This window comes from Nonomuraea sp. NPDC050733 (assembly GCF_040654215.1).
GTDB lineage: Bacteria > Actinomycetota > Actinomycetes > Streptosporangiales > Streptosporangiaceae > Nonomuraea.
This window is the reverse complement of sequence record NZ_JBFAHO010000001.1, coordinates 510,696-535,903: the sequence shown is the minus strand read 5'-3', so window position 1 is coordinate 535,903 and position 25,208 is coordinate 510,696. Positions and strand designations below refer to the sequence as shown.

At 70.6% G+C, this 25,208-nt stretch carries 20 protein-coding genes; 6 read left to right on the top strand and 14 right to left on the bottom strand.

The window, feature by feature from the left end; all coding sequences use genetic code 11:
* Positions 1-25: 25 nt before the first annotated feature.
* The 3 genes from AB0H64_RS02420 to AB0H64_RS02410 all read right to left on the bottom strand — a co-directional run bounded on the left by AB0H64_RS02420 (position 26) and on the right by AB0H64_RS02410 (position 4,167).
* Complete coding sequence (locus AB0H64_RS02420; protein ID WP_357619221.1) at positions 26-1,228, bottom strand: alpha/beta hydrolase; 1,203 nt, start codon at positions 1,226-1,228, stop codon at positions 26-28.
* Positions 1,229-1,499: 271 nt separating this feature from the next.
* Positions 1,500-2,486, bottom strand: a complete 987-nt coding sequence (locus AB0H64_RS02415) for a cytochrome d ubiquinol oxidase subunit II (RefSeq protein ID WP_357619218.1) — start codon at positions 2,484-2,486, stop codon at positions 1,500-1,502.
* A 289-nt stretch (positions 2,487-2,775) separates the two neighbouring features.
* The gene (locus tag AB0H64_RS02410) at positions 2,776-4,167 is read right to left on the bottom strand and encodes a cytochrome ubiquinol oxidase subunit I (protein ID WP_357619216.1); all 1,392 of its coding nucleotides are present in this window, start codon (positions 4,165-4,167) and stop codon (positions 2,776-2,778) included.
* A 76-nt stretch (positions 4,168-4,243) separates the two neighbouring features.
* On the opposite strand from AB0H64_RS02410, the gene AB0H64_RS02405 reads away from it, so the two are divergent.
* From AB0H64_RS02405 to AB0H64_RS02395, 3 genes are all read left to right on the top strand, one after another.
* Positions 4,244-5,128 carry a LysR substrate-binding domain-containing protein gene (locus AB0H64_RS02405; RefSeq protein ID WP_357619213.1) on the top strand — a complete coding sequence of 295 codons (885 nt, stop codon included), beginning with the start codon at positions 4,244-4,246 and terminating at the stop codon, positions 5,126-5,128.
* 67 nt (positions 5,129-5,195) lie between these two features.
* Positions 5,196-6,368 carry an FAD-dependent oxidoreductase gene (locus tag AB0H64_RS02400; protein WP_357619210.1) on the top strand — a complete coding sequence of 391 codons (1,173 nt, stop codon included), beginning with the start codon at positions 5,196-5,198 and terminating at the stop codon, positions 6,366-6,368.
* Between the two features lie 292 nt (positions 6,369-6,660).
* A complete protein-coding gene (locus tag AB0H64_RS02395) occupies positions 6,661-8,532 on the top strand; it encodes an RICIN domain-containing protein (RefSeq protein WP_357619207.1) in 1,872 nt (623 codons plus the stop codon).
* A gap of 22 nt (positions 8,533-8,554) precedes the next feature.
* On the opposite strand, the gene AB0H64_RS02390 is transcribed toward AB0H64_RS02395, so the two are convergent.
* The 11 genes from AB0H64_RS02390 to AB0H64_RS02340 all read right to left on the bottom strand — a co-directional run bounded on the left by AB0H64_RS02390 (position 8,555) and on the right by AB0H64_RS02340 (position 21,976).
* A complete protein-coding gene (locus AB0H64_RS02390; protein WP_357619205.1) occupies positions 8,555-9,955 on the bottom strand; it encodes a nucleotide pyrophosphatase/phosphodiesterase family protein in 1,401 nt (466 codons plus the stop codon).
* Positions 9,952-11,073 carry a metabolite traffic protein EboE gene (eboE, locus tag AB0H64_RS02385; RefSeq protein WP_357619202.1) on the bottom strand — a complete coding sequence of 374 codons (1,122 nt, stop codon included), beginning with the start codon at positions 11,071-11,073 and terminating at the stop codon, positions 9,952-9,954. Before eboE ends, AB0H64_RS02390 begins: the two co-directional genes overlap by 4 nt.
* Entirely contained in the window at positions 11,073-11,924 is an 852-nt protein-coding gene (locus tag AB0H64_RS02380) for a TatD family hydrolase (RefSeq protein WP_357619199.1), read from the bottom strand. Before AB0H64_RS02380 ends, eboE begins: the two co-directional genes overlap by 1 nt.
* Positions 11,924-12,541, bottom strand: coding sequence for an EboA domain-containing protein (locus tag AB0H64_RS02375; RefSeq protein WP_357619196.1), 618 nt, complete (start codon positions 12,539-12,541; stop codon positions 11,924-11,926). Before AB0H64_RS02375 ends, AB0H64_RS02380 begins: the two co-directional genes overlap by 1 nt.
* A complete protein-coding gene (locus tag AB0H64_RS02370) occupies positions 12,541-13,419 on the bottom strand; it encodes a sugar phosphate isomerase/epimerase family protein (protein WP_357619193.1) in 879 nt (292 codons plus the stop codon). Before AB0H64_RS02370 ends, AB0H64_RS02375 begins: the two co-directional genes overlap by 1 nt.
* Positions 13,416-14,309, bottom strand: coding sequence for an SCO3242 family prenyltransferase (locus AB0H64_RS02365; protein ID WP_357619190.1), 894 nt, complete (start codon positions 14,307-14,309; stop codon positions 13,416-13,418). The genes AB0H64_RS02370 and AB0H64_RS02365 overlap by 4 nt, the downstream gene beginning before the upstream one ends.
* A gap of 5 nt (positions 14,310-14,314) precedes the next feature.
* Positions 14,315-15,520, bottom strand: coding sequence for an inositol-3-phosphate synthase (locus AB0H64_RS02360; protein WP_357619187.1), 1,206 nt, complete (start codon positions 15,518-15,520; stop codon positions 14,315-14,317).
* Positions 15,521-15,690: 170 nt separating this feature from the next.
* A complete protein-coding gene (locus AB0H64_RS02355) occupies positions 15,691-17,652 on the bottom strand; it encodes an alpha-L-fucosidase (RefSeq protein ID WP_357619184.1) in 1,962 nt (653 codons plus the stop codon).
* 71 nt (positions 17,653-17,723) lie between these two features.
* Entirely contained in the window at positions 17,724-19,073 is a 1,350-nt protein-coding gene (locus AB0H64_RS02350; RefSeq protein ID WP_357619181.1) for a lectin, read from the bottom strand.
* A 289-nt stretch (positions 19,074-19,362) separates the two neighbouring features.
* Entirely contained in the window at positions 19,363-20,706 is a 1,344-nt protein-coding gene (locus tag AB0H64_RS02345; RefSeq protein ID WP_357619178.1) for a ricin-type beta-trefoil lectin domain protein, read from the bottom strand.
* A gap of 499 nt (positions 20,707-21,205) precedes the next feature.
* Positions 21,206-21,976: an FCD domain-containing protein gene (locus AB0H64_RS02340; RefSeq protein WP_357619175.1), complete on the bottom strand. Its 771-nt coding sequence runs from the start codon at positions 21,974-21,976 to the stop codon at positions 21,206-21,208.
* A gap of 135 nt (positions 21,977-22,111) precedes the next feature.
* Here AB0H64_RS02340 and AB0H64_RS02335 point away from each other — a divergent pair, with 135 nt between their 5' ends.
* From AB0H64_RS02335 to AB0H64_RS02325, 3 genes are read left to right on the top strand one after another with little or no spacing between them, the layout of a single operon-like run.
* Entirely contained in the window at positions 22,112-23,389 is a 1,278-nt protein-coding gene (locus AB0H64_RS02335; RefSeq protein ID WP_357619172.1) for an extracellular solute-binding protein, read from the top strand.
* A gap of 4 nt (positions 23,390-23,393) precedes the next feature.
* Complete coding sequence (locus AB0H64_RS02330) at positions 23,394-24,380, top strand: sugar ABC transporter permease (RefSeq protein ID WP_357619169.1); 987 nt, start codon at positions 23,394-23,396, stop codon at positions 24,378-24,380.
* A complete protein-coding gene (locus AB0H64_RS02325; protein ID WP_357619166.1) occupies positions 24,380-25,207 on the top strand; it encodes a carbohydrate ABC transporter permease in 828 nt (275 codons plus the stop codon). Before AB0H64_RS02330 ends, AB0H64_RS02325 begins: the two co-directional genes overlap by 1 nt.
* The last annotated feature ends 1 nt before the right edge of the window (position 25,208 follow it).

Sequence of the window (25,208 nt, the reverse complement as noted above, 5' to 3'; positions counted from 1 at the left end):
CGGCCGATGTCCTCAACGCGGTTTCTCAGGGGTTCTGGAAGGTGACTTCGGGGTTGGCGGTGGACGGGCCGTCCAGCAGTTGCTGGTGTTCGCCGCCCAGGTGCTGGTCGAAGAAGGCGCCCACGTACGCCGTGGTGACCTCGCCCGACCGCTTTCCGGAAAGCGGCGCGGCGGGGTCGGTCATCCCGGCCTGTCCGCCCAGGATGGGCAGGTCGATGAAGGTGAAGTGGCCGGAGTCGGCCACGGTCAGCCAGCGCTTCCAGCCGTCCAGACGTCGCCAGTCCCGCAGCCAGGTCGTGTCCTTGGAGTCGGGCGTGTGCTGGACCTGGGTGCCGAGCATGAGGAACGGCCGCTTGCCGAGGCCGGAGACCGGGACCGGGGCGAAGAACGAGCCGTCCATGTTCACCCCGGCGCGCACGCGGCGGTCGGTGGCCATGACGCTCGCGGCGGCGTTGCCGCCGAGCGAGTGGCCGGCGGCGCCGATCCGCCACGGGTCGATCATCTTCCACCGCTTCCAGGCGGGCGCGTGCCCGGCAGTGTGGGTCAGCTGATCGATGACGAAGGAGATGTCGGCTGCCCGGCCGGAGGCGGCCTTGCCCATCAGCTTCTTCTCCTCCTCATCGGAGGGGGCCTTCTCCACCGTCTCGCATGCGACGCAGGTCAGGGTGCGGCCGCCGGGGAAAGTGGTGCCGTACGACTCGTAGGCGTGATCGACGAGTGCGACGACGTTGCCCTGGGAGGCGAGTTCCTCGGCGAGCGTGGTCAGGGTGGCGCGGTTGAGGGTGAAGCCCGGGGAGAGCACCACCAGGGGGTGCCTGCCGGCGACGGGGCGGGCGCCGACGCGTGCGTTCGTGCGCGTGTCGGCGAGCAGTTCGGCCTTGAAGAGGGTGTCGAGCTTCTGTCCCTTGAGAAGGAGCCGGGCCTCGTCGCCGGTCATGTAGGGAGCGGCGCTCCCGCCGGTGCGGGCGGGGTAGTACATCGACACCATCAGCTCACGCGCGCCCGCTGTCGGCACCCACGGATCGCGACGCGTGCCGTCGACGAGATGCAGGGTGTCGCGCCCGACCTCGTACCGACCGTTGGGGTGGGGGATCGTGAGGCGCACGTCAGAAGTGGCCTCAGAGGAGGCCGCAGCGGCCGGGAACGACATCGAGGCGGCCGTCGCGACCGACAGGGGCAGGGTCAGGGCGAGGAGGGCGGCTGCGGCGTTGCGGTGAGTTCTGATCATGGGCAGGAGCGTAGGAAAGACCCCCCACTGCCGGTCATTGCCGGAAGACCAGCTTGTGCGCTTACTTTCGTAAGGCGTCCCATCCATGGCCCGGCAGCGGGCCCGCTTCGCCGACGCAGCCGCCGCCCCCCGCTCCCGAGATGCGGCCGTCGGCCTCACCGGGACGGACAGTGCCGTGGTAGGTGGCGTGCCGGCCTTCGGCGGCCACGAACAGCGGCACGGGGCAGCCGTCCAGGCCTGAGGCCGGCAGCTCGCTCGTGCAGCCGGCGCGTCAGAAGTAGTCCGGTGCGTCGACGTGCCCCCGGAAGATCCACCAGCCGAAGGCCTGGTAGGCGAGCATGACCGGGATGATCACGATGCCGAATGCGGTCAGCACCTGGAGGGTGGCGCCGTCAGCAGCCGCCTCGGTCACCGTGATGCCGTGGTGGTCGGCGATGCTGGAGGCGAGCACGTACGGATGGGTTGCCAGCCCGGCGAGCAGCACAGGCGCCCCGGCAGCCGCCGAGGTGGCGGCGAAGGCGAGTCCGGATCGGCCGGCGCGCAGCGCCGAGCGTCCTGCCAGCAACAGTGCCGCCATGAGTGCCGCCGTCACGGACGCCGGTCCTGGATTCGGCGGCCGGATGCCCAGCAGCACTCCGGCGGCGTACGTGACGGCCACGCCCGCCGCTGCCCCCGCGAGTGCCCGGCCGGTGGCGGTGCGGGCGAAGGCGGCCAGGTCGCCGGTGGCGCGCAGGGCGAGGAAGGCGCCGCCGTGGCCGGCCAGGACCAGGACCATGGTGAGTCCCGACAGCAACACGAAGGGGTGGAACAGGTCGGCCGGCGGCAGGTCGAAGGTGTGGCCGCCGCGCAGCCGCACCCCTGTCAGCAGCAGCGCGATCAGCGAGCCCAGTACGAGCGCGGGGATCAGGCCGCCGGAGGCGATGAGGACGCCCCAGATCGCGCGGCCGGTCCGGCTCTGCGTCCGGCCGCGGAGCTGGACGGCGGCCTTTCCGGCGGCCAGCCCGAGCAGCAACGTGACGATGAGCGGATACAGGCCGGACAGCAGCGTTCCCTCGAGGAAGGGGAACGCGCCGAACAGGACGCCGCCGAAGGCGATCAGCCAGACCTCGTTGCCGAAGAAGAAGGGGCCGAGCGCCGCAAGAACGCGCCTGTCCCGCCCTGCCAGCGGAAACAGCATCTGCACGCCGTAGTCGTAGCCGCCGAGCACGAAGTACCCGGTGAGCAGGAAGCCGAGGACGGCAAGCCAGAGGATCTCCATGGAGCGTTCCCTAAGATCGAAATGTCTGGAGTTCGGTCGCTCTGGATGCCCAGAGCGACGGGGTGTGGCTGATGGTGTGTCGCCGCGGTTGTGGCGTGGGAGGAACAGCCGCCTCGTCGCCCTGGCCGCTGATTGAGATCTGATGCGAATCGTCGCTGTTCAGGGACCTGCTGACGGGGTCGTCCATGGGTCCTGTGCGAAGGGGGTCAAGGTCGCTGACAGCCGGCGGCAGATGCGCGCCGCAGCGGGTCACGGCGCTTGCCGCTTGACCTGGTCATTGAGCTTCCTCTCAGAATGTCGGCAGCGGCTCGGCCGGCACACCCGGCTGGGCGGGTTCGAGTCCGCGGCGCGCGGTGCGGATGATCAATGTCCAGTTGGCGACGGCCAGTGCGCCGAGGACGGCGGCGAAGCTCAGCAGTGAGGCGAGCATCGTGGCCTGGCTCACCCCGGCGGAGAGCGCCTGGCCGGTAGTGAGCTCGCCGTAGACGACCCACGGCTGGCGGCCGACCTCGCGGGACACCCAGCCACCCACCGATGCCAGGAACGGCAGCGGGATCACCACGGTCAGCAGATGACGGAGCGGTCGGGCGAGCCGATCTCCGGCGAGCATGATCGCCGCCATGGCCGCCACCCAGGCCACGTAGAGCGCGCCGCGGTAAGGGCCCGCCTCGTTGAAGAGGAAGGCGCCGGTGAACTCGCCGGCCGGAAAGGCGACCAACAGGACCGCCAGGGCGGCGGCGAGCTTGCGCCGCATCAGGCGCTCCCTGAAGGTGATCAGGAAGGCCGCCAAGGCGATGACGCCGAGGAGGTAACCGAGCCCGAGCATCAGGTACTGGCCCCGGAGCATCCAGTCCGGCGGGACGTAATCGCCGGGGCCATGCGCGGCCACCATCGCCTTCTGCAGTTCGGGGACGCCGGCGCCGCCGGAGATCACCGCCATCTTCATCGGCTGCGTCTGTGCGATGAGCGGGTACTGCAGGCCGCCCATCAGGTAGACGGGGAAGGTGGCCAGCGCGGCGAGCAGCACGCCGGTCCGCATCGAGGCGCGGAACTCCTCCCGGCCCCGCAGCAGGTGGTAGGCGGCTACCCCGGCGACGAACAGGCCGCCGGTGAGCATCGCCGCCATCACGATGTGGCCGAGAGCGACCAGGGCGCTGGGATTGGTCATGATCGCGGCGAAGTCGGTGAGGTAGGCGACGCCGTCCCGCATCACATATCCGACGGGCGCCTGCATGAAGCCGTTGGTGACCAGCACCCAGTACGCCGAGGCGTACGCGGTGAGGGCCACCAGCCAGATCAGGGTGACGTGCAGCCAGGGCCGCAGCTTGCCCCACCCGAAGATCCACATGCCGAGGAACGTGGACTCGGCGAAGAAGGCGATGAGCGTCTCCAGGGCGAGTGGCGCGCCGAAGACGTTGCCTGTGACCTTGCTCAACCCGCTCCAGGACAGACCGAACTGGAACTCCATCACCATGCCGGTCACGATCCCGAGCGCGTAATTGATCACATACAGCCGGCCCCAGAAGCGGGACATCCGCAGTCGGTCGTGGTCGCGGGTCCGTGCCGCCTGAGTGTGCATGATCGCAATGAGCGGGACAAGGCCCAGGGTGAGGATGACGAACAGCCAGTGCACCCCGGTGGTGACGGCGAACTGCAGGCGAGCCAGATCCAAAGTGTTCACGGCGCCGACCGTAGACACCACGAGCTTATGATGTCCAAGTCCGATTCATCCATCAACTCATAGCTTCCGGGGCATAATGGATCTGCTGCCGCTCCGCTATTTCCAAGTCGTGGCCAGGCATGAGCACATCAGCCGGGCCGCCGACGAGCTCCGCATCGCCCAGCCCTCTCTCAGCCGGACGATCGCCCGGCTCGAGTCCGATCTCGGTGTCCCCCTGTTCGATCGCCAGGGCCGCCGGGTGCGGCTCAACCGGTTCGGAGCCGCGTTCCTGGCTCGGGTGAACCGGGCGCTCGGCGAGCTGGACGACGCGCGGCGCGAGCTCGCCGACGCCGCCGGGCTCCAGCACGGCAGCGTGTCGATCGCCTCGGAGACCCTGCTCACCCTCACCGAGCCCGTGAAGGCCTTCATCATCGAGCATCCGGGCGTCGGCGTGCGGCTCTATCAGGACATCTCGGACGGGATGGCCGAGCGCCTCCGTAAGGGAGAGGTCGACCTGTGTCTGGCGTCGCAGCCGCTCGACGGGCCAGGCCTGCGCCACGTCGAGCTCGCGCGGGAAGAGGTGCTGCTGGCCGTGCCGCTCACCCACCGGCTGGCCCGCCAGGAACGAGCGACCGTGGCCGATCTCGCCGGCGAAGCCGTGGTCACCACCCGGCCCGGCACATGGCAGCGCAGCCTGACCCAGCGGCTGTTCACCGATGCCGGGCTGGAGCTGATCATCGCCTGCGAGACCGACGAGGCCACCGTCGCCATCGAGCTGGTCAGCGCCGGGCTCGGCGTGGGATTCGTGCCGGCCTGGTATGTCTCCTCGCCGCTCGCCGAGACCCGCGCGCCCATCTCCTGGCTCCATCTGGACGCCCCGGACTGCGAACGGGTGCTGCGGCTCGTCTGGCGGGAACGGGCCTACCTGTCGGCGGCCGCGCGCCTCTTCCGCGACCACCTGATGGCGTCATTCATAGCCTAGGTGGCATCAGATCATTGCCTCACTGGTCTTGGACGGCATGAACTTGTCGTTCATATGGTCGTGAGCCATGGACACGATCGTTGTCGCCGGGGCCGGTCATGCCGGCACCCGGCTCGCCGCCGCACTACGGGAAAGCGGGTACTCCGCCAGGCTCGTCCTGGCCGGGGAGGAGCCCGGCCTGCCCTACCGCCATCCGCCGCTGACCAAGAACTACCTCGGGGGAGAGCTCGAAGAGGACGAGCTGCACTTCCACCCGGCCACGTTCTACCGTGACAACGGCATCGAGTTGATCAACCAGCGCGTCGCGGGGATCGACCGGGCCGGCCGTGCCGTCCGCCTCGCCGATGGCCAGGCGCTCGGCTACGACCACCTCGTCCTGGCCACCGGGGCACGCAACCGCAGGCTCGGTGTGGCCGGAGACGACCTGCGCGGGGTACTGTCCCTGCGGACCCGGCAGGAGGCCGCCGCGCTACGGGGCGCCCTCGCCACCGCGAAGGACATCGTCGTCGTGGGCGCCGGCTTCATCGGGATGGAGTTCGCGTCCACCGCCAACAGGCTCGGGCACCGCGTCACCATCGTCGAGACGCTCGACCGCCCCATGGCCAGGCTCGTGTCGCCGCAGTCCGGACGGCGCTTCACCACCCTGCACGAGCTGAACGGCAACCGCCTGATCTTCGGGAACGGCGTGGTCCGCCTCCACGGCGATCCCGAAGGGCGGGTCCGCGCCGTGGAACTCGACGATGGCACCCGGCTGCCCGCCGATCTGGTGCTCGTCGCGGTCGGCGTCACGCCCGAGACCGGGCTGGCCCGCGCCGCCGGACTCGACGTGGCCGACGGGGTCGTCGTGGACGAGTACCTCCTCACCTCCGACCCGCACATCTCGGCGATCGGCGACTGTGCCGCGTTCCCGCACGAGGGGCGGCGCATCCGGCGGGAGTCGGTCCAGAACGCCCTCGACCACGCGGGTCTCGTCGCGGCACGGTTGACCGGGTCGCGCCAGCCGTACGGCAAGATCCCTTGGTTCTGGACCGAACAGTTCGACTGGACCCTGCAGATCGCCGGCCATCCGGACGGCCACACCGCGTCGGAACTGCACGAATCAGCCGGCGGCGTCTTCTCTCATCAGCTCTACCAGGGAAGACGTCTCATCGCAGTGGAGTCGCTCAACCTGCCCGACGACCATTTCGCCGCGCTGCAGAAGCTCTCCGACGCCGGCGAGCCGATCCTGGAAGCAGGGTAGAGAAAACCTCGCGGGGGCGGGCGGGCCCAGAACGGGTCGAGGCCGGCGAAGGCGCCGGCCTCGACGTTGCGCCTGGCAACGGCCAGGCCAACCACCGGTGGAGCCCGAGATGCGAGCAAGCACTCGAAACCATTCGTTCACCTCCGCTCCACACCTTGTTGACATCGCTGATAGCGAGATCTAGGCTGCGGTCGAATCGATTCGATATAGGCCTTCTGGTTTTCGCGCCACCTCCCCCGAAGTCGTTCCGCTCGCATGTGCGCACAGCGCCCACGAGTGAGGAGGGTCCACGATGAACGTTGGAGACCTCGTCCGCCGAGTCCGACTGTGGCGTCCCACAGCATCGCTCCCGGCCCACCCGCCCGGCCCCCGGGCGTCCGAGGAGTCAGGTGCGGGCATCGCGCCCGGCAGGCGGCGCAGGAGCCGCCACACGATCGCCTTTCTCGCCGTCTGCGCACTCGTCGCGGGTCCCGTCGTGACGTCGGCCACGCCGGCCCAGGCCGCGGACCAGTCCATCGCCGTGGACTTCTCCGCAGGCGGGGGCACTCCGACCTACCGGGCCTCCGGCTGGATCTACGGCATGACCGAGAACGCGTCGGGCCCGCCGGATCAGTTCTTCACCGACGTGAAGTTCCGGTACATGCGGGCCGGTGGGGCACAGCTCGACAGTCCGGGCGGCTGGGTGTCGGGCAAGTACGACCGCCGGTGGAACGCCACCCGCGCCCAACTGCTGCGCACCCGGTCACTGGGCGGGGAGTTCATCCTGCTCGTCCATGATCTCTGGGGCGCCGACGGCTATCCGATCTCGCGCTTTCCCGGCGACAACGGCAACTGGACGGACTACGACGCCTTCCTCACCCGCCTGATCAACGACGTGCGGGCCACCGGCGCCCCGGTGCAGTGGGACCTGTGGAACGAGCCCAACATCACGTTGTTCTGGAACCGCCCCCAGTCCCAGTACTTCGAGCTGTGGCGACGCACCTACCAGCGCATCCGGGCCGCGTTCCCGGCCCATCTCATCGTCGGACCGAGCTGCGCGTGCGTACCTTCGACCACGAACTCGTTCTGGAACCAGTACCTGGACTACGTCAAGGCCAACAACGTGGCCCCCGACATCGTCAGCTGGCACTCCCTGCCCGGCGACCCGGTCGCCAACGTGGCGGCGGCCGACGCCACGCTGAACTCCCGCGGCATTCCGCACACGCGTCCATACCAGATCAACGAGTACGGGGCGTCCAACGAGCAGAACCCCGCGGACGGCGCCTGGTACATCGCACGCCTCGAGCGGGCCGGCGCCGACGGCCTGCGCGCCAACTGGGCGGGCGGCGGAAACCTGCACAACGATCTCGGCAACCTGCTCATCCGCAACTCTTCCGGCCAGTACCAGCCGAAGGGCGAATGGTGGGCCTACCGCTTCTACGGCTCTCAGACCGGCCAGATCGTGTCCGTCACCCCCAGCTCCTCGTACGACGCGTTCGCCACCAAGACAGCCGGGGCGGCCAGGATCCTGGTCGGCGGCGGCACCACGACCGGCAACATCGCCGTCAACCTGCGGCGCCTGGACACCACGAGCGGTCTCGTGCAGAACAACCAGGTGAGAGTCGTCGCCGAGCGCATCCCCTACAACGGCGGCGGCGCCGTCCAGGGCCCGGTCACCGTCCAGAACTCCGTGGTGACCCTGTCCGGCAATGGCACGACGGTCAACCTCCCGCACACCGCCATCGACGACTCCTACACCATCACGCTGCTGCCCCCCTCCTCCGACCCCGGCAACGGGTCGACGTCGGTGTTGCGCAACGTCAACGCCGGCCGGTGCCTGGACGTCCCGAACGCGACCACCACCAACGGCACGCAGCTCCAGCTCTGGGACTGCGGCACCGGCGACAACCAGCGGTGGACCCTGACCTCCTCCAAGCAACTGCAGGTGTACGGCGACAAGTGCCTGGACGCCAGCGGACAGGGCACCGCCAACGGCACCCAGGTGATCATCTGGGACTGCAACGGCCAGACCAACCAGCAGTGGAACGTCAACGGCGACGGCACCGTCACCGGCGTGCAGTCCGGCCTGTGCATGGAGGCGAGCAACTTCGGGACCGGCAACGGAACCAAGGTGCAGCTGTGGTCCTGCACCGGCACGAGCAGCCAGAGATGGACCAGGAGCTGACCCGGTGACCGGCGGCCGGGTCTCAAGGTGTGCGGCCGAGAAGGAAGTCCTTCACCTCCGTCGCCGCGAGGTGGTCGCGGGCGGCGGACCGGTCGGAGCACAACAGCACGGGCCCGTCCTCCGGATCGCGGGGGAGCAGACCGTGGGAGCCGCGGACGGCGCCCGCGCCGGCGTCGAGGCCGACGACGTCCATCAGGTAGCGCATGCCGGCCTTCTTCCTGAGCAGCGCCAGGGCCGCCCGCCGCCTGGCCCCTCCCGGGTCGGCCGGGTCGAAGAACAACTCGGCCGGATCGTAGCCGGGCTTGCGGTGGATCTCGACCAGGCGGGCGAAGTCCGGCGCCCGGGCGCCGTCGAGCCAGTAGTAATAGGTGAACCAGGCGTGGGGGTCGGCCAGCAGCACCAGCTCGCCCGCGCGCGGGTGGCCGAGGCCGCGGGCCGCCTTGCCCTCCTCGTCGAGCACCTCCGCGACCCCGGGCAGGGCGGCGCAGAGCTTCGCCACGGCCGGCACGTCGGCCGGGTCCCGTACGTAGACGTGGGCCACCTGGTGGTCGGCCACGGCGAAGGCGCGGGAGGTCCACGGGTCCAGGTACTCCATGCCGGCCTGCGTGTGGACATGGAGCAGTCCCTCGGCGCGCAGCAGCCGGTTGACGTCGACCGGCCGGGACACGTCGGTGATGCCGTACTCCGACAGCACGGTCACCGTCGCGCCCCGGTCGAGGGCGGCGTCCAGCAGCGGCGCCAGCACCCGGTCCAGCTCGGCCGCGGCCGCGGCGGAACGGGGTTCGCCGGGCCCGTACCGCTGGAGATCGTAGTCGAGGTGCGGCACGTAGGCGAGGGTCAGGTCGGGGTCGCGGGTCGTCATGACGTGCAGGGTGGCCGCGCAGATCCAGGCGGAGGAGGCGATGCCCGCCCTCGGCCCCCAGTAGGAGAACAGCGGGAACGGGCCGAGTCGCGCGGTCAGCTCGTCGTGCAGTTCCGGCGGGTGGGTGTAGCAGTCGGGTTCCTTGCGGCCGTCGGCGTGGTAGATCGGCCGAGGGGTGACGGTCCAGTCCACGTCGGCGCCCATGGCGTACCACCAGCAGATGTTGGCCACGGTGAAGCCGGGCTTGTGCCGGCGGGCGGCCTGCCAGACCTTCTCGCCCCGGACGAGGGCGTTGTGCTGGCGCCACAGCAGCACCTCGCCCAGGTCGCGGAAGTACCAGCCGTTGCCCACGATGCCGTGCGCGGAGGGGGGCAGGCCGGTCAGGAACGTCGACTGGACGGGGCAGGTGACGGCGGGCAGGACGGTGCCGAGCCGGGCCTGGAAGCCCGTGCCGGCCATGGCCCGCAGGCGGGGCATGTGGGCCAGCAGGCGGGGGGTGAGCCCGACGACGTCGAGGACGAGGTGCGAGGTAGTGCGCGTGCTTCCCCGTGGTGAGGTCATGGCCGGGCTCCCAGACGGTGGAGTTGGTCGCGGGCGAAGGCCAGCTCGGCGGCGATCCCCGCCGCGAGCTCCTGCGAGGTGCGGGGACGGTGCGCCGGCGGCAGCACGTTCCAGGTGTAGGTCTCCACGTCGTAGTGGTCGCACGCCCCGTGGGCGACCAGCTCGGCCAAGGCTTCGCGGAGAACGCATGTCGTGGCCGACAGCGGCGGCTCGGGCCGCAGGTGCAGGGGCACGTGGTAGTGCACCCGCCAGGGAGCCGGGAGGCCGGCCGCCAGCGCCTCGGCGAGGTCGTCGGCCGTCCCGCCGCCCGGGTTGCGGGTCTGGTGCAGGAAGCGCGGCTCGGCGTACTCCCGCAGCGCCGCGGGCTCGGCGGTCTCCAGGGCGGCCGAGAGCTGGACCTTCACCACCGGCAGCCCCGCCTGCCGCAGCGTGCGGAGGGCATCGGCCGGCCGCTCCCAGGCACACGCCAGGTGGGCCAGGTCGAGGCAGATCCCGAGCCGGTCGGTGTCCACGCCGGCGAGGCGGGCCGCCGCCTGCGCCGTCGTCTCCACGACACAGCCGGGCTCCGGCTCGAACCCCACCCTGATGACGCGCCCGGTCGCCGCCTCGACCCCGGCCAGCCGCTCGGCCAGCTCGTCGAGCCTCCGGGCGGCCCGCTCGGCCATGCCGGCGTCCCACGGCTCGCGCCAGGCCAGCGGCAGCGTCGAGATCGAGCCGCGCACGGCGTCGTCGGGCAGCAGGTCGGCCAGGACGCGGGCCAGGTCGAGCGTGTACGACAGCCGCTCCCGGGTGGTCCAGTCCGGCCGGTAGACCGCGTGCTTGACGACCGGGTCCTGGAACGACCGGTAGGGGAAGCCGTTGAGCGTCACGACCTCCAGCCCCCGGGCGTCCAGCTCGCGGCGCAGCCGCCGGCGGCCCGCGGGATCGGCGGCCAGCCCGGCCGCCATGGGCGCCGCCAGCCACAGGCCCAGCCCGAGCACGGGCGCGTCCAGCCGTTCGCGGACGGGCACGGCGAACTCGTCCAGTTGCGCGACGACGCCATGGACGTCCTCGGCGGGGTGGACGTTGGTGCAGTAGCCGAGATGCAGGACGCGCCCGGCCGGATCGCGCAGGCGCATCAGCTTCCTCCGCGCAGGATCGAGTTGCCCCGGAACGCCGGCTCGTCCTGGCCGGTCCCGGACAGGACGAGCCGTCCCGACTGGCCGAAGAACTCCACGGGGTTGCGCCACATCACCTTGTCGACGTCGTCCTCGTCAAAGCCCGCCGCCACCATGGCGTGCGCGGTCTCCACCGTGAGCAGCGGGTCGGAGTTGCCCCAGTCGGCCGCGGAGTTGACCAGCATCCGCTCCAGCCCGTGCCGACGCAGGATCTCGACCATCCGGGGCGGCGACATCTTGGTCTCGGGGTAGAGGGAGAACCCCATCCAGCAGCCGGAGTCCTGCACCGGGCCGACGGTGAGCTCGTTGAGGTGGTCGACGAGCACCCGGCCCGGCGGGATGCCGGAGGCGGCCACCACGTCCAGGGTCCGCCGGGTGCCCCGGGCCTTGTCGCGGTGGGGGGTGTGCACGAGGGCCGGCAGGCCGTGCTCGACGGCGAGGGCGAGCTGCCGGGCGAACGCGTCGTCCTCTTCGGGTGTCATCGAGTCGTAGCCGATCTCGCCGACCGCGACCACACCGTCCTTGTCCAGGTAGCGGGGGAGCAGGTCGAGCACCGGCCGGCAGCGGGGATCGCCGGCCTCCTTGGGGTTCAGCGCGATCGCGGCGTGGTGGCGGATGCCGAACAACCCGGCCCGGTACGGCTCCCAGCCGAGCAGGGAGTCGAAGTAGTCGACGAACGAGCCGGGATTCGTGCGCGGCTGGCCCAGCCAGAAGGCCGGCTCGACCACGGCTCGGACGCCCGCCGCCGCCATCCTCCGGTAGTCGTCGGTGGTGCGCGACGTCATGTGGATGTGCGGGTCGAAGACGCGCATCACGCCTCCTCCTGCCGGATCGGACGGCCTGCGGTGGAAGGGGTGAGGCGGTCGAGGAGGGCGGTGGCGTCGGCGGGCATGGTGCGGCCCGCGGCGGCGCGTTCGGCGGCGAGCCCGGCGAGCATGGCGGCCAGTCCCGCGTCGGCCCGCCCGCCGAGATCGTCCACGCCGTCGAGCGGCACCCCGGTGAACACGCACTTGAGCACGGCCTGCCGCCAGCTCGCCTGGTCCAGGTGCCGGGCGGACGGACCGAGCGCGGCGGCGAGAAGCCGGACGTCGTTGGCGCGGATCGCGTCCTCCAGCAGTGGAACGGCCTTCGCCCCGACCGGCAGCAGCGGCAGCGCCTTGAGCACGGCCAGCTTCTCGGCGGTGGTTCCCTCGGCGTACAGGACGGAGAGCCGTTCGGACAGCTCCTCCGGGGGCAGGGCGGCCAGCAGCAGCGCCCGGGCCGCCTCGTCGGCCCGCCAGCCCGGCGCCCCGGCCAGCGGTGCCCGGCCCACGCGGCGCCCGGCGGACGCGAACCGCCGCCCGACCGCCTCCGGCCGCCGCCTCACCTCCGCGCAGGCCGCCACGACCCAGTCGTGATCGAGGACGGTCAGCAGCTCCTGAGCGTCCATCACCGGCTCCCTCCCACAGCGGCGCGTTCCGCCGAACGGAGGAACGCGATGGAGCGGGCGGCGACCTCAGGCGCCGCGTGCGAGTGCCGAGGCAGTTCGACCGCCACCAGCCCGGTGTAGCCGCGGGCGGCGAGAGCGGCCAGGACGGGCGGGAAGTCGATCTCGCCCGTGCCGAACTCCAGATGCTCGTGCACACCTCGGCGCATGTCGTCGATCTGCACGTTCACCAGGTGCTCGGCGACGGACTCCACACAGTCCGGCACGGGGTCCGGCTCCAGGCAGCGGCAGTGCCCGATGTCGAGGGTGAGCCTGAATCCCCGGGGGCGGCCGAGCGCGTCGCGCAGCGCTCGCCAGTCCGCGATGGTCGCCACCAGCATCCCGGGCTCCGGCTCGAAGCCGAGCGGTACCGTCGCCGCGTCCAGCAGGCGCGCGCAGCCGTCCACGAGCCGTTCCCAGGCCAGGTGATGCGGGACGGAGGCGGGCCGTACCCCGGCCCACAGCGAGAGCGCCTCGGCGCCGAGGTCGGCGGCGATGGCGGCGGCCCGTCGCAGGAAGTCCAGCCGCATCCGGCCGTCGTCGTGCAGCAGGGTCGGGGCGTGCTTGTGCCAGGGGTCGAGCAGGTAGCGGGCGCCGGTCTCGACGACCACGCCGAGCCGGAGGTCGCGCAGCCGGTCGGCGACGGCCGCGACCCGCCGGGCCGCTCCGGGCGCGTACGGGTCCAGGCGGTCGTGGTCGAGGGTCAGGGCAACGCCGTCGTACCCGAGCCCGGCGATGACGTCCAGCGCGTCCTGGAGCCGGTGGTCGGCGAACCCGTTGGTGCCGTACCCGAACCGGAGCCCCGGCGGCGCGGTCGCGTCGCCCGCGGGGGTGCCCGTCATGTCGGTGCGACCTTCGTGGCGAGGACCCTGCCCAGCGGCGCGGCCGCGGCCACGGCCAGTCCGGCGCCCCGCGCGCCGGCGTGTGCGGTGAGCGCACCCTGCAGCGCGGGCAGCGCGGTGATCCCGCTGCCGACGGCTGACCGGATGCCGGCGGCGGAGGGGTCGGCGGCGGCGCGGGCCTGGGCGAGGCCGAAGCGTGCTGCGTACCAGGCGGCGAGCGCGTTCTGCGTCCGTCCGGCGCGGCGGCAGACGGTCGCGGCCAGGGCGAGGGTGGCGACCAGGGTCCCGGCGGGCAGGTGCGGGCCGGCGCCCGACACCTCGCGCCGGGACAGCAGGGTGAGCAGGTAGGTGTGAGCGCCCACCGTCAGGGCGGCGGGCAGCGCCTCGGGGAGGGCTCCGCCCGCCCGCCCGCGCGGGCCGGCGCCGAGCAGCACGTCGAGCACCCGGCACAGGGCCATCGCCGCCGGACCGGCCGGAGTGTCCTTGGCCGTGACGTCGTAGGCCCACACCGCCGCCGCCAGCGCCGTCGCGAGCGCACCCGCTCGCGGTCCCCCGATCAGTGCCGCCGCCGACACGCCGCCCGCGGTGAGCCCGGCGGCGACGGTCAGCGCCACGCCGGGGGAGACGCGGCCGGACGGGATGGGGCGCTCCGGGCGTTCGACGGCGTCCACATGGCGGTCGGCCCAGTCGTTGGCGGCCATCCCCGCCCAGTACAGGCAGACCGACGCGCAGGCCAGCCCGGCCGTACGGCGGTCGAGCACGCCGGCCGCCGCGGCACCGGCGACCACGTCGCCGGGCACCGACAGCGCCGCGGGCATCCGCACCAGCTCGACGAGATCCCGGATCGCGGGGCGTCTCGATCGCAAGGGCCGCGCCGCCCGGCGGATCACGGCGCTCATCGTGGCCCGCCGGTGACCGGCCCGGGTCCTGAGCGCAGGCCGTCGGCGAAGTCGCACAGCAGGCGCCACTGGTCGGCCAGGCCGTGGGGTGCCGGCCCGAGCGGATCCTTGAAGAAGAACGCCAGCTCGGTCAGCGCGCCGCGGCGGCCGTGCTCGTGCGCGGCGGCGGTGAGCCGGGCCAGGTCGAGGACCAGCGGCGCGGCCAGCGCCGAGTCGCATCCGTGCCAGGTGAAGTCCACGCGCATGCGCCGCCTCAGGAAACCCTCGAACGTCACCAGATCCCAGGCCGTCTTGAAGTCGCCGGCATCCTCCAGGTAGTCGATGCGGGTCTCGCCCTGGGGAACGTATCCGAGCGTCTCGCCCAGCACCTTGCTCTTGCTGGCCGCCTTGGCGGCGTTCGGGCCCGGACGCGCCAGGTTGGCGCCGTCACCGCCGCCGAGCAGGTTGGTTCCCGACCAGGTGCGCACCCGCAGGTTGCGCATCGCGAACATGGGCGCCAGCACCGACTTCACCAGCGTCTCGCCGGTCTTGCCGTCGTGCCCGCCGTACGGCACGCCCTGCCGCTCCGCCAGTTGGTGCAGCGCGGGCAGCCGGGCGCCGGTGGAGGGGGTGAAGTCGACGAACGGGCAGCCCGCACGGAACGCGGCGTAGGCGGCCAGTGAGCTGGGCGGCAGCACCGCCCGGCCGCCGCCCGGCCGCGGCTCCGGCCAGGCCGCGCGGAGCGGCTCCCGCAACGCCTCCTCCAGCGCTTCCAGGTCGGCGTGCGCGGGATGCGGGGCGGGCGCCGGTTCGGTCGTCGCGACGTTGACGACGACGACCCGCCGGAGACGGTGACGCTCCCGGAAGGCCGCCAGGTCGGCCGCCATCAGCGCCGCCGCCTCGGCCAGGTCGCGCGCCGAGGGCAGCGGCCGTACCTCCCGCTCGACCGCCGCCAGCTCCTCCTCCAGCGCCCGCACCGGTCCGGCCGGGAGCACACCCGTATCGGCCAGCTCCTGCGCCTTCTTCACCAGCGGCACCGAGGCGACGTCGTGCCCGCCGAAGGTCAGCTCGCCCAGGGCGGGCAGGGGCGCTCCGGCGAGCCGGGGCAGTTCGGTGACGCAGCCGGTCGGCTCGGCCAGCCCGGCCCGGATGGCCAGCGCGCCGACGACACCGGTCACCGCGACCGAGCCGCGGCCTCCGACGAGCCATACTCCGGTCGTCATCCGCAGCTCCTCAGCCGCCGGTGGAGCGGGAGGCGGCGGGTGGGGCGGTGGCGTTGACCGGTGGACATCATGATCGGTGGCGTCATCGCCCGATCCTCCTCGCGTCGGTGTTCGGTTTCGGGAACGTGATGGTGGGGGCTCAGGGAGACGGGCACGGACTCCGGGTGGGATCAGGCGCGGGTCCACTTCTGGTTGGCGCCGCCGTGACAGGTCCAGATCTGGACCTTGGTGCCGTTGGCGGTGCCCGATCCGCTGACGTCCAGGCACTTGTTGGCCCCGACCGCGGTGATGGTGCCGTCGGTGTTGAGGCGCCACTTCTGGTTGTTCTGGCCGTTGCAGTCCCAGATGATCACTGCGGCGCCGTCGGCGGTGCCGGCGCCGTTGACGTCCAGACACTTGGTGCCGTAGACCCGGAGCTCCCCGGCGGGGGTCGGCGTCCACTGCTGGTTGGCGCCGCCGTTGCAGTCCCACAGCGCCACCTGGGTGCCGTTCGTCTGGGAAAGAGATGGGACGTCCAGGCACCTGCCGGCGTTGACGTTACGTAGGGCGCCGTTCGCCCCGGGGGTGGTCTTGATCGGCCCGCTGAAGGTCAGCTTCACCACGTACGCGAGCGCGGAGTACGGCTGACCGGGCAGGGTGATGTGCAGGCCGTTGGAGTCCTGGCTGCGCGTCGGCAGGTCGATGTACGTGCCGGCGGTGTCGCCGATCATCTCGGCCTTGCTCAGGTTGGACAGGTCGACCCTGCCGCTCGCCAGCGACGCGAGGTTGAGGGCGGCGCCGTTGCCGGGCCAGCCGAGCACGGTCGCGTACAGGACGGTGTTGTCCTTGCTGCGGGTGTAGCGGATGTCCTGCGCCGTTCCGGCACGCGGGGTGGTGAACGAGCCGCCGCCCATCTTGGTGGGACCTTCGCCGTAGGTGGTCCAGGCGCGGGTGGAGTAGATCGACTCGCCGTTGCGCTTGAGGTGGGTCCCGAGGGCGTTCAGGATGTCCTTCTGCCCCTGCGGGATGGTGCCGTCGATCATGGGGGAGATGTTGAGCAGCATGTTGCCGTTCTTGCTCACCCGGTCGATCAGCGAGTGGAGCATCGCGGGGGCGCTGTAGTAGCCGATCCCGTTGGTGTAGGACCAGCTCGAGCTGCTGATGGCGTCGTCGGTCAGCCAGTAGGGGTGCTGGATGTCGGCGGGGCCGCCGCGCTCGTAGTCGAAGACCTCGCCCTTGTTGTTGAAGCCGTCCTTGTAGGTGGCCACGACCTCCTTGCCCCACGCGTTGGCCTGGTTGTAGTAGTACGACAGGAAGGCGAGCCGCCTGGACTCGTCGACGCGGGTGAGGTTGAAGTCCTGCCAGAGGATGTCGGGCTGGGCCTTGTCGACGACCTCCTTCAGCTTGTCGTACCAGAGTTGGTTCTGCGCGGCCGGGCCGAGCTGTCCATAGAGCTTCTTCAGCGAGGTGGTGGGCTGCGTCGGCACGTGGTCGTAGTAGCCGGTGAAGTTGTACGCGTGGTGCATCGCGACCAGCAGCTTCATGTTCTTGGCGCGGATCGCGTCGGCGAAGAGCCGCAGCAGGTCGAGCTTGGGACCTCGGCCGGCCGAGTTCCACTCGTTGACCTGGCTGTCCCACATGGAGAAGCCGTCGTGGTGTTCGGCGACCGGGCCGGCGAACCTGGCCCCTGAGTCGGCGAACAGCTGCGCCCACTCGTCGGGGTCGAAGTTGCCGCCCGCGGACTTGAGCTTGGGCGCGAACTGGACCCAGTTGCCGGCCTTGTCGCGCGAGCCGTCGATGAAGTTGTGGTACGGCCACGCCGAGGGGTCGCCGTATACGCTCCGGTGACGGTTGTTCTCCGCGGAGCCGCCGACGTACATGTTGCGCGGGTACCACTCGCTGCCGAAGGCGGGCGTGGCGAAGGCGCCCCAGTGGAAGTAGATGCCGAACTTCGCGTCCTGGAACCATTCCGGCGCGGCCGGGTGCTGGTCCACCGACGCCCACGTGGGCTCGTACACCGAGGGGGCGGCCGTGGCGGTGCCGGCCAGGGCGGGCGCCGTGAGGAGGGCTCCGGCGAGCAGGGGGGCGCCGGCGAGGGCGGCGCCGGCGAGGGCGGCGCGTCTGCGGAGTGCTGACAGCTTGATGGGGGGCATGCTGTCTCCTGATGCTGGCCATCGTACGGATTCGGACATTGCCGGACAGGGCGGTCTCGGGGATCGGTTCCTCAGGCGCGGGTCCACTTCTGGTTGGCGCCGCCGTGGCAGGTCCAGATCTGGACCTTGGTGCCGTTGGCGGTGCCCGATCCGCTGACGTCCAGGCACTTGTTCGCCCCGAGGGCGGTGATGGTGCCGTCGTTGTTGAGGCGCCATTTCTGGTTGTTCTGGCCGTTGCAGTCCCAGGTGATCACGGTTGTGCCGTCGGCGGTGCCGGCGCCGTTGACGTCCAGGCACTTGCCGCCGTACACCCGCAGCTCACCGGAGCCGGTCGAGGTCCACTGCTGGTTGGGCCGGCCGTTGCAGTCCCAGATCTGCGCCTGCGCGCCGTTCGCCTGGGAGGCGCCGGCGACGTCGAGGCACCGGCCCGACGCCGCACCCCGGATCGCGCTCGTGGGCTCGGGTGTGGGCGAGGTGGTCGGGGTCGGCGAGGGGGAGGGGTTGCCGTCGAACTGGGTGAAGAACCTCCACACCTCCCCGGAGGTCCAGGTCCTCCAGCCGCCACAGGTACACCCGTCGATCGGACCGGGGTCGTGACCGCCGTCGAACGCGGCCCAGACCACCGGATAGCCGGCCCGGCACCCCGAGTAGGAGGTGACGACGTGCGTCAGGCTGCCCTGCGCCGGCTCCGGCGGGCTCTGCGGGGTGCAGCCGTTGTTCCTGACGAACGTGTCACGCAGCGACCGTCCGGATGAGACGGACAGCACGTTGTCCCTGATGCCGTGGAGTCCCATGTAGGCGACGGGCTGTGTGCCGCCGCCGCACCCGCTGAGGTTCGCGCCGGAATAGACCGCGACCGCGCGGAAGACCGTCGGCCGGGCACAGGCGAGCGCGTACGTCATCGCCCCGCCGTAGCTGAATCCCGAGGAGAAGATCTGCGTCGTGTCGACGCACAGCCCCGCCTCGATCTGCCTGATCATGTCGTCGACGAAGGTGACGTCCTGGCCGCCGGAGTTGGCCCAGCCGTTGTTGACGCCCTGGGGCGCGACGAAGATCGTGCTGTTGTTCGCGCTGTCCGCCAGCCGCCGGAGTCCGTAGTACGACCAGTTGTATCCGTCGGTTCCGCCGGAGTCGACATCGTTGGCGGTGCCGCCCACCCAGTGGAACCCGAAGATCAACCGGTAGGCGTGGTTGCTGTCGTAGTTGGCGGGAACGCGCAGGATGTAGCTGCGGTTCTGGCCACTGCTCACCAGTGAATGCGTACCGCTCGCCAGCGCCGGGGCCTTCCCGCAGCCCGCGGTCGCCGCGGCGGCGACGGGGCCGCGCGTGGCGGACCTCGCTCCGCCGAAGGCCGTACCCGCCGCTCCCAGGACGATGAGCGCCGCCACGACGATGGCGGTGCATAAGGTTTTGTGCTTCACGTCACGCAGCTTCCTTCGGTGTCCGGACGATCAGGGGTGGGAGTCTTTGATTACGACTCAGTCAGCGGGAGCTGTCAAGATATGAGTGGGCTTATTCAGGCTCCACGCACGACGCTTCGCATGCTGGTCGGCTGCCGGCTCTCCGTCCGAGGCCGTGACCTCACTATTCGCCTGACGTCACCGTCGCATTCCCTGGACTGAGGCGTGCGCATGCGTGCCCGGGAGTGCGACGGTGAATGAAAATAAGTCGTATTCTTTCAGGCGATCACGAGGGTGCGGATCGTCAGCGTCAGGCGCGGGTCCACTTCTGGTTGGCGCCGGCGTGGCAGGTCCAGATCTGGACTTTGGTGCCGTTGGCGGTGCCGGCGCCTGAAACGTCGAGGCACTTGTTCGCTCCGACGGCGGTGATGGTGCCGTCGTTGTTGAGGCGCCATTTCTGGTTGTTCTGGCCGTTGCAGTCCCAGGTGATCACGGTTGTGCCGTCGGCGGTGCCGGCGCCGTTGACGTCCAGGCACTTGCCGCCGTACACGCGCAGCTCACCGGAGCCGGTCGGCGTCCACTGCTGGTTGGGCCGGCCGTTGCAGTCCCAGATCTGCGCCTGCGCGCCGTTGGCCTGGGAGGCGCCGCTGACGTCCAGGCATCGGCCCGACCCCACAGCCTTCAGCGCACTCGTGTCTCCAGGAGGCGTCGGAGTCGGCGTCGGATCGGTGCCTCCGAACTGCGCGAAGAAGTTCCACACCACCGCCCTGGTCCAGGAGTTCTCGCCGGGCTCGTAGTCGCCGGGCTTCCCGTCCACCGGATTGGGGGTGTGACCCGCGTCGAACGCCGCCCATGCGACCGGGTACCCGGCCCGGCACCCGGAGTAGGAGGTGACGACGTGCGTCAGGCTGCCCTGCGCCGGCTCCGGCGGGCTCTGCGGGGTGCAGCCGTTGTTCCTGACGAACCTGTCACGCAGCGATCGACCCGCGGAGATGTTGAGCACCGGGTCCCTGAGGCCGTGCAGCCCGATGTACGCGATGGGCTCGGTGCCGCCGCTGCACCCGCTGAGCTGCCCGCCGGAGTAGACCGCCACCGCGCGGAAGACCGTCGCCCGGGCACACGCGAGCGCGTAGCTCATGCCGCCGCCGTAACTGAAGCCCATGGCGAAGCGCTGGGAGGTGTCGACGCAGAGGTCCGCCTCGATCCGCCGGATCATGTCGTCGACGAAGGTGAGGTCCTCACCGCCGGAGTTGGCCCAGCCGTTGTTGACGCCTTGAGGCGCGACGAAGATCGCGGTGTTGTTCGACAAGGCCCTGAGCCCGTAGTAGGACCACGGATATCCACTGGTCCCGCCCGAGTCGACGTCGTTGGCGGTGCCGCCGTTCCAGTGGAACCCGAAGACCAACCGGTAGGGGGTGGTGTTGGTGTAGTTGTCGGGGATTCGCAGGATGAAGTTGCGGTTCTTACCGCTCGTCGTGATCGACTGGGGACCGCTTCTCAACGTCGGAGACTTGCCGCATCCCGCGGTGCCCGCGGCTGCGCTCGTTCCGGCGGGTGACGTGGTCGCGCTGTCGCCCAGCGCAGCCTGTGTCGCGCCCAGGACGAGCAGTGCCGCGGTCGCGACAGCGGCGAAGAGCGCTTTGTGCCGCGACATCACGCGCGTTCCTTTGTCGTCCTCATGGTGACGCAGGTCGATGGAGAAGCCATTTCTGCCGCCTTTTCGGGGGATGGTGGCGTGGGCCGGTCGGCATTTCTGGTCGCTGACGGATGAATGCCGGTGTGCCGCGGCGCGAGGCGTTCGAGTGCCGGGACCTTTGCCGGCGCAAGGCGTATCGATCAGCTTTTGTTAGCGCTCACAACGCCGCGATGATCGGATGTCTCCTTTCTCGTGGCCGGCGGGGGCGACGGTGCAGCGGAGCAAATATGACCGTGACCGGACCTGTCAAGCCGCCGCCCTTGCGAGGTTCACCGGCCCTCGCCCGAGACGGCCCGCCGCTGCCACGCCCGGCCAGGGGAGGCGCCGTGGTCACCGTTGACGCGCCGCGATGAAACTTTCATCGCCCGCGGGTCGAATCGTTTCGCTGTGATCGAGCCGGCCGGTGGCCCTTGCCGTGGGGCGGCGGGGTGCACCGACTGTGCGGATCTGTCCGAGGTCAGCGCCTCAGCCGTACGGGGTCGGCCGGTCCTGTGCGGCGGACCAGCCAGGCCTCGGTGATGTGATGGAACATCGCCTCGGCGGCGCCGTCGGGGTCGTGGGCGGCGATGCGTTCGTAGATGCGGCGGTGGCCGAGGTTCGACGCCACGCACAGGGCCCGCTCGGTCCGGCCCATGTACCGCGCGGTGTTGATGACCTGGCTCTCCAGGGCCCGTACGACGCCACGAGCGATACGGTTCCCCGACGTCTGCATGATCGTGTCGTGGAAGGCGCGGTCGCTGTCGGCGTACGTGACGGGATCGTCCACCAGCTCGTCCATGCGGTCCACCAGCTCGCGCAGCCGCTCCACCGTGTCCGGGCCGGCCAGGCGGGCGGCGACGTTGGCCATGTCGGACTCCAGCACGCGCCGCGTGACGACGAGGTCGTCGAGGATCGCCAGGCTCTCGTCCTCGGCGATCGTCGCGGCGAGGACGAGCTCGTCGAGCATGTCCCACCTCGCCGGGGGGTTCACCATGGTGCCGGCGCCTTGGCGGACCTGGACCAGCCCCTTCTCCTGCAGGACTTTCACGGCTTCCCGGACGACGGTGCGGCTCACGGAGAAGGCTTCGCAGAGCGCGGGCTCGGGGGGCAGCGGCGTCCCCGGCGGGTGCACGCCGCGGACGATGCGCTCCACCAGCTCGGCCGTCACCGCTCGCGCAAGAGTGGCCGGGCGTCGTGCCCAGGCCGGCGGTGCCGGGACGCCGGCGGCCGTTTCCTGCGATGCCGTCATGTTCCCCTCCGGTGGCCTGCGAGGACAGCGCCACCGCGTCAGTATACGTGCCTCTTGTTGACGTAAGACGTCATACGAGTTACGTTTCGCCGGTGATTGGCGGGCCCTTCGGCCGCTCTCGGAAGGTGAGCAGCTATGCAGCAGCGAGTGTTGTGGTCGGCGGTGATGGTCGCGGGACTGGTCCTGGCCGGCTGCGGGAGCGCGTCACGGACGGGGTCCCCGTCCGGAGACTTCCAGCAGAGACAGCAGAAGCTCGTGGTCTGGGACTGGAAGTCCGGTGAATCGGCGGCCGCCACGTACGTCGAGAAGGTGAAGGCCGACTTCGCCGAGCGGCATCCCGGCGTCACCGTCGAGTTCGTCGCCCAGCCGTTCGACCAGTACTACACCTTGCTCGGCACGGCCGCCCAGTCAGGGAAGGGGCCCGACGTCATGCTGTTCAACGGCGGCGGGCAGATCCGCGACCGGGTCGACGCGCTCCTTGCGCTGGACCAGTACGTGGCACAGGACAGGAGCCGGTTGGCGGGCTGGGACGCGTTCACCAAGGACGGCAAGGTCTACGCCGCGCCGGTGACCCTGCAGGGACACCCGATCTACTACAACAAGACGCTCTACGAGAAGGCCGGGCTCGACCCCGCGAACCCGCCCAGGACATGGGACGAGCTGGTCCGCACCTGCTCCGCCGTCAAGAAGGCGACCGGGGCCGCGTGCTTCGCGCTCGGCAACAAGGAAGGCATCGGAATCCAGTTCTTCATGTCGGGCCTCGGGTCCGGCATCCTGACGCCGCAGGAGTACGACGACTGGATCGCCGGGAAGCGCGACTGGACCTCTCCCCACGTGCGGCGGATCTTCGAATTGTGGAAGGACGCCGGCGACAAAGGGCTGAACAGCGACGGCGCCAACTCCACCGCGATGTTCACGGATGTCTTCAGGGTCTTCGAGAGCGGCAAGGCCGCCCACATCATCGGCCTGATGTCGGACATCGGGCACTGGAAGGACTTCGGCGAGTTCCTGCCGCCCGACAAGATCGGCGTCATGCGGGCCCCCGTCGTGACCGACGGGGCCACCCCGAGCCTCCCGTACGACGGCGGCATCGGCTACGCGGTCGCGAGGTGGACGAAGGATCCGAAGCTGGCCGCCGATCTGGTGCGCTCCCTGACCTCGACCGACGCCCTGACCGCGTTCTCCTCCGGGGCCGGCGCGATCGCCTCCGACACGACGGTCGACGTCTCGCGGGCGGGCCCGGTCGTCGCCGCGATCGTGCCCGAGATCAGGACCGGCAGGCCCGCCCTGCACGTCGCGCTGTCCTCCAAGACCCTGGACCTGATGGGAAGACTGTCCCAGCAGCTCCTGAGCGGGTCGGCCACCGTGGACAAGGCCGTGGAGCAGCTGGCCGCCTCCGACCGGGCGGGCTGATCGCGTGCCGCTCCGAGGTTCGTCGCCGTCGGTCCGCCCAGCCGGCTCCGGACGAGCCGATGGCGCGACGACGAAGCCGGGGGGACGCCGCCCGGACGGCCGCACGGCCACCCGGGCGGCCTCCCGCGGGGCGCGCGCCGAACGCCTCGCGCCCTACGTCCTGGTGGCCCCGGCCGTACTGATCCTCGTGACGCTGCGGCTGTGGCCGCTCGTCCTGGGAGTCAACTACTCCTTCACGGGTGACGGCGCGTCCAACGGGACCGCGGTCGGGCTGAGCAACTACCTGGAGCTGGCCGGCGACCCGTTGTTCCGCACCTCGCTGCGCAACGTCGGGCTGCTGGTTCTGCTGCTCCCCGTGGCGGTGGCGATTCCCGGCCTGCTCGCGACCTTCATCTACCTGCGCGTGCCGGGACACCGGGTCTACCGCAGCGTCTACTTCTTCCCGGCTGTGCTCTCACCGGTGATCGTCGGCGCGATCGTCAACCTCATGCTCGGGTTCGACGGTCCGGTGAACGCCGTCCTCGGGACGATCGGCCTCGGCCCGGTCGACTGGCTCGGCGATCCGGGCATCGCCATGTTCACGGTTGTCGGCGTGCACATATGGGCGACGTTCGGGATGGCCCTCGTGGTGTTCCTCGCCGGATTCAGCACCCTGGACGCGTCGCTGCTGGACGCCGCCCGCGTGGACGGCGCGTCGCTCCGCCAGGTGATCGGACATGTGATCATCCCGAGTCTGACGCGCACCATTCAGTTCGTCTTCGTGACCACGATGATCGGGATGCTGACGTCCATGTTCGGCCTGCTCTTCGTCATGACCAGCGGGGGGCCGGAAGGGGCGACCTACCTGCCGGAGTACTACATCTGGCACCAGCAGGGACAGATGAACCGGCCGGCGCTCGCCTCTGCCGCCTCGACGGTTCTCTTCGTCGTCATGCTGGTGGTCGGGCTCCTGCAGATCACCCTGCTGCGCCGCACGGGGAGGCAGGACTGATGCCGGGCATGCGTCTGGCCAGGTGGGTGGCCGCCGTTCCGATGGCCGTTCTCGCGCTGGTGACGATCTATCCGCTCGTGTTCACCGCCAACGTCGCGATGAAGACCAGGCGCGACTACGTCCTCGACCGGTTCTCCCCGGCGGGTTCCCTGCGCTGGGACAACCTCGCGGAGGCGTGGGCCGGTGCCGGAATGGCACGGTACTTCGCCAACTCCTTCGTCGTCGTGGCGTTCGCCGTGGCCCTGCTGCTCCTGCTGGGCTCGATGGCGGGCTTCGCGCTGAGCCAGTTGCGGTTCCGCGGTTCTTCTGCGATCTTCCTGGGCTGTCTCGCCGGGCTGTTCGTCCCGTTCCAGGTGATCATGGTGCCGCTCACCAGGATCATGGCGGACAGCGGTCTCGTCGACACCTATCCGGGTCTGGTCCTGGCCTACGTGGCGCAGTTCCTCCCGTTCACCGTCTTCCTGATGACGAGCCACTACAGGACCATCCCGTCGGAGATCGTCGACGCGGCCAGGATCGACGGGAACACGGTGTACGGCGTGTACCGGCGGATCATGGTGCCGCTGGGCGTGCCGGCGCTGCTGTCGGTCGGCATCCTCGACATGCTGTTCTGCTGGAACGACGTGCTCATCCCCCTGCTGGTGATGCCGTCGCCCGAGCATCGCACCCTCATGATCGGGGTCAACTCGCTGCGCGGACAGTACTCCGACGACATCCCCACCTTCGCCTCGGGAGTCCTGATCGCGGCGGTGCCCGTGCTGATGATCTATCTGTTCCTCCAGCGCCAGATCGCCGAAGGCGTCACCGCTGGTTCCACGAAGGGCTGAC

Coding starts and splice junctions, on each gene's coding strand:
- AB0H64_RS02420 (WP_357619221.1), bottom strand. CDS start 1,228: ATGATCAGAACTCACCGCAACGCCGCAGCCGCCCTCCTCGCCCTGACC.
- AB0H64_RS02415 (WP_357619218.1), bottom strand. CDS start 2,486: ATGGAGATCCTCTGGCTTGCCGTCCTCGGCTTCCTGCTCACCGGGTAC.
- AB0H64_RS02405 (WP_357619213.1), top strand. CDS start 4,244: ATGGATCTGCTGCCGCTCCGCTATTTCCAAGTCGTGGCCAGGCATGAG.
- AB0H64_RS02400 (WP_357619210.1), top strand. CDS start 5,196: ATGGACACGATCGTTGTCGCCGGGGCCGGTCATGCCGGCACCCGGCTC.
- AB0H64_RS02395 (WP_357619207.1), top strand. CDS start 6,661: ATGAACGTTGGAGACCTCGTCCGCCGAGTCCGACTGTGGCGTCCCACA.
- AB0H64_RS02390 (WP_357619205.1), bottom strand. CDS start 9,955: ATGACCTCACCACGGGGAAGCACGCGCACTACCTCGCACCTCGTCCTC.
- eboE (WP_357619202.1), bottom strand. CDS start 11,073: ATGCGCCTGCGCGATCCGGCCGGGCGCGTCCTGCATCTCGGCTACTGC.
- AB0H64_RS02380 (WP_357619199.1), bottom strand. CDS start 11,924: ATGCGCGTCTTCGACCCGCACATCCACATGACGTCGCGCACCACCGAC.
- AB0H64_RS02375 (WP_357619196.1), bottom strand. CDS start 12,541: ATGGACGCTCAGGAGCTGCTGACCGTCCTCGATCACGACTGGGTCGTG.
- AB0H64_RS02370 (WP_357619193.1), bottom strand. CDS start 13,419: ATGACGGGCACCCCCGCGGGCGACGCGACCGCGCCGCCGGGGCTCCGG.
- AB0H64_RS02360 (WP_357619187.1), bottom strand. CDS start 15,520: ATGACGACCGGAGTATGGCTCGTCGGAGGCCGCGGCTCGGTCGCGGTG.
- AB0H64_RS02355 (WP_357619184.1), bottom strand. CDS start 17,652: ATGCCCCCCATCAAGCTGTCAGCACTCCGCAGACGCGCCGCCCTCGCC.
- AB0H64_RS02345 (WP_357619178.1), bottom strand. CDS start 20,706: ATGTCGCGGCACAAAGCGCTCTTCGCCGCTGTCGCGACCGCGGCACTG.
- AB0H64_RS02340 (WP_357619175.1), bottom strand. CDS start 21,976: ATGACGGCATCGCAGGAAACGGCCGCCGGCGTCCCGGCACCGCCGGCC.
- AB0H64_RS02335 (WP_357619172.1), top strand. CDS start 22,112: ATGCAGCAGCGAGTGTTGTGGTCGGCGGTGATGGTCGCGGGACTGGTC.
- AB0H64_RS02325 (WP_357619166.1), top strand. CDS start 24,380: ATGCCGGGCATGCGTCTGGCCAGGTGGGTGGCCGCCGTTCCGATGGCC.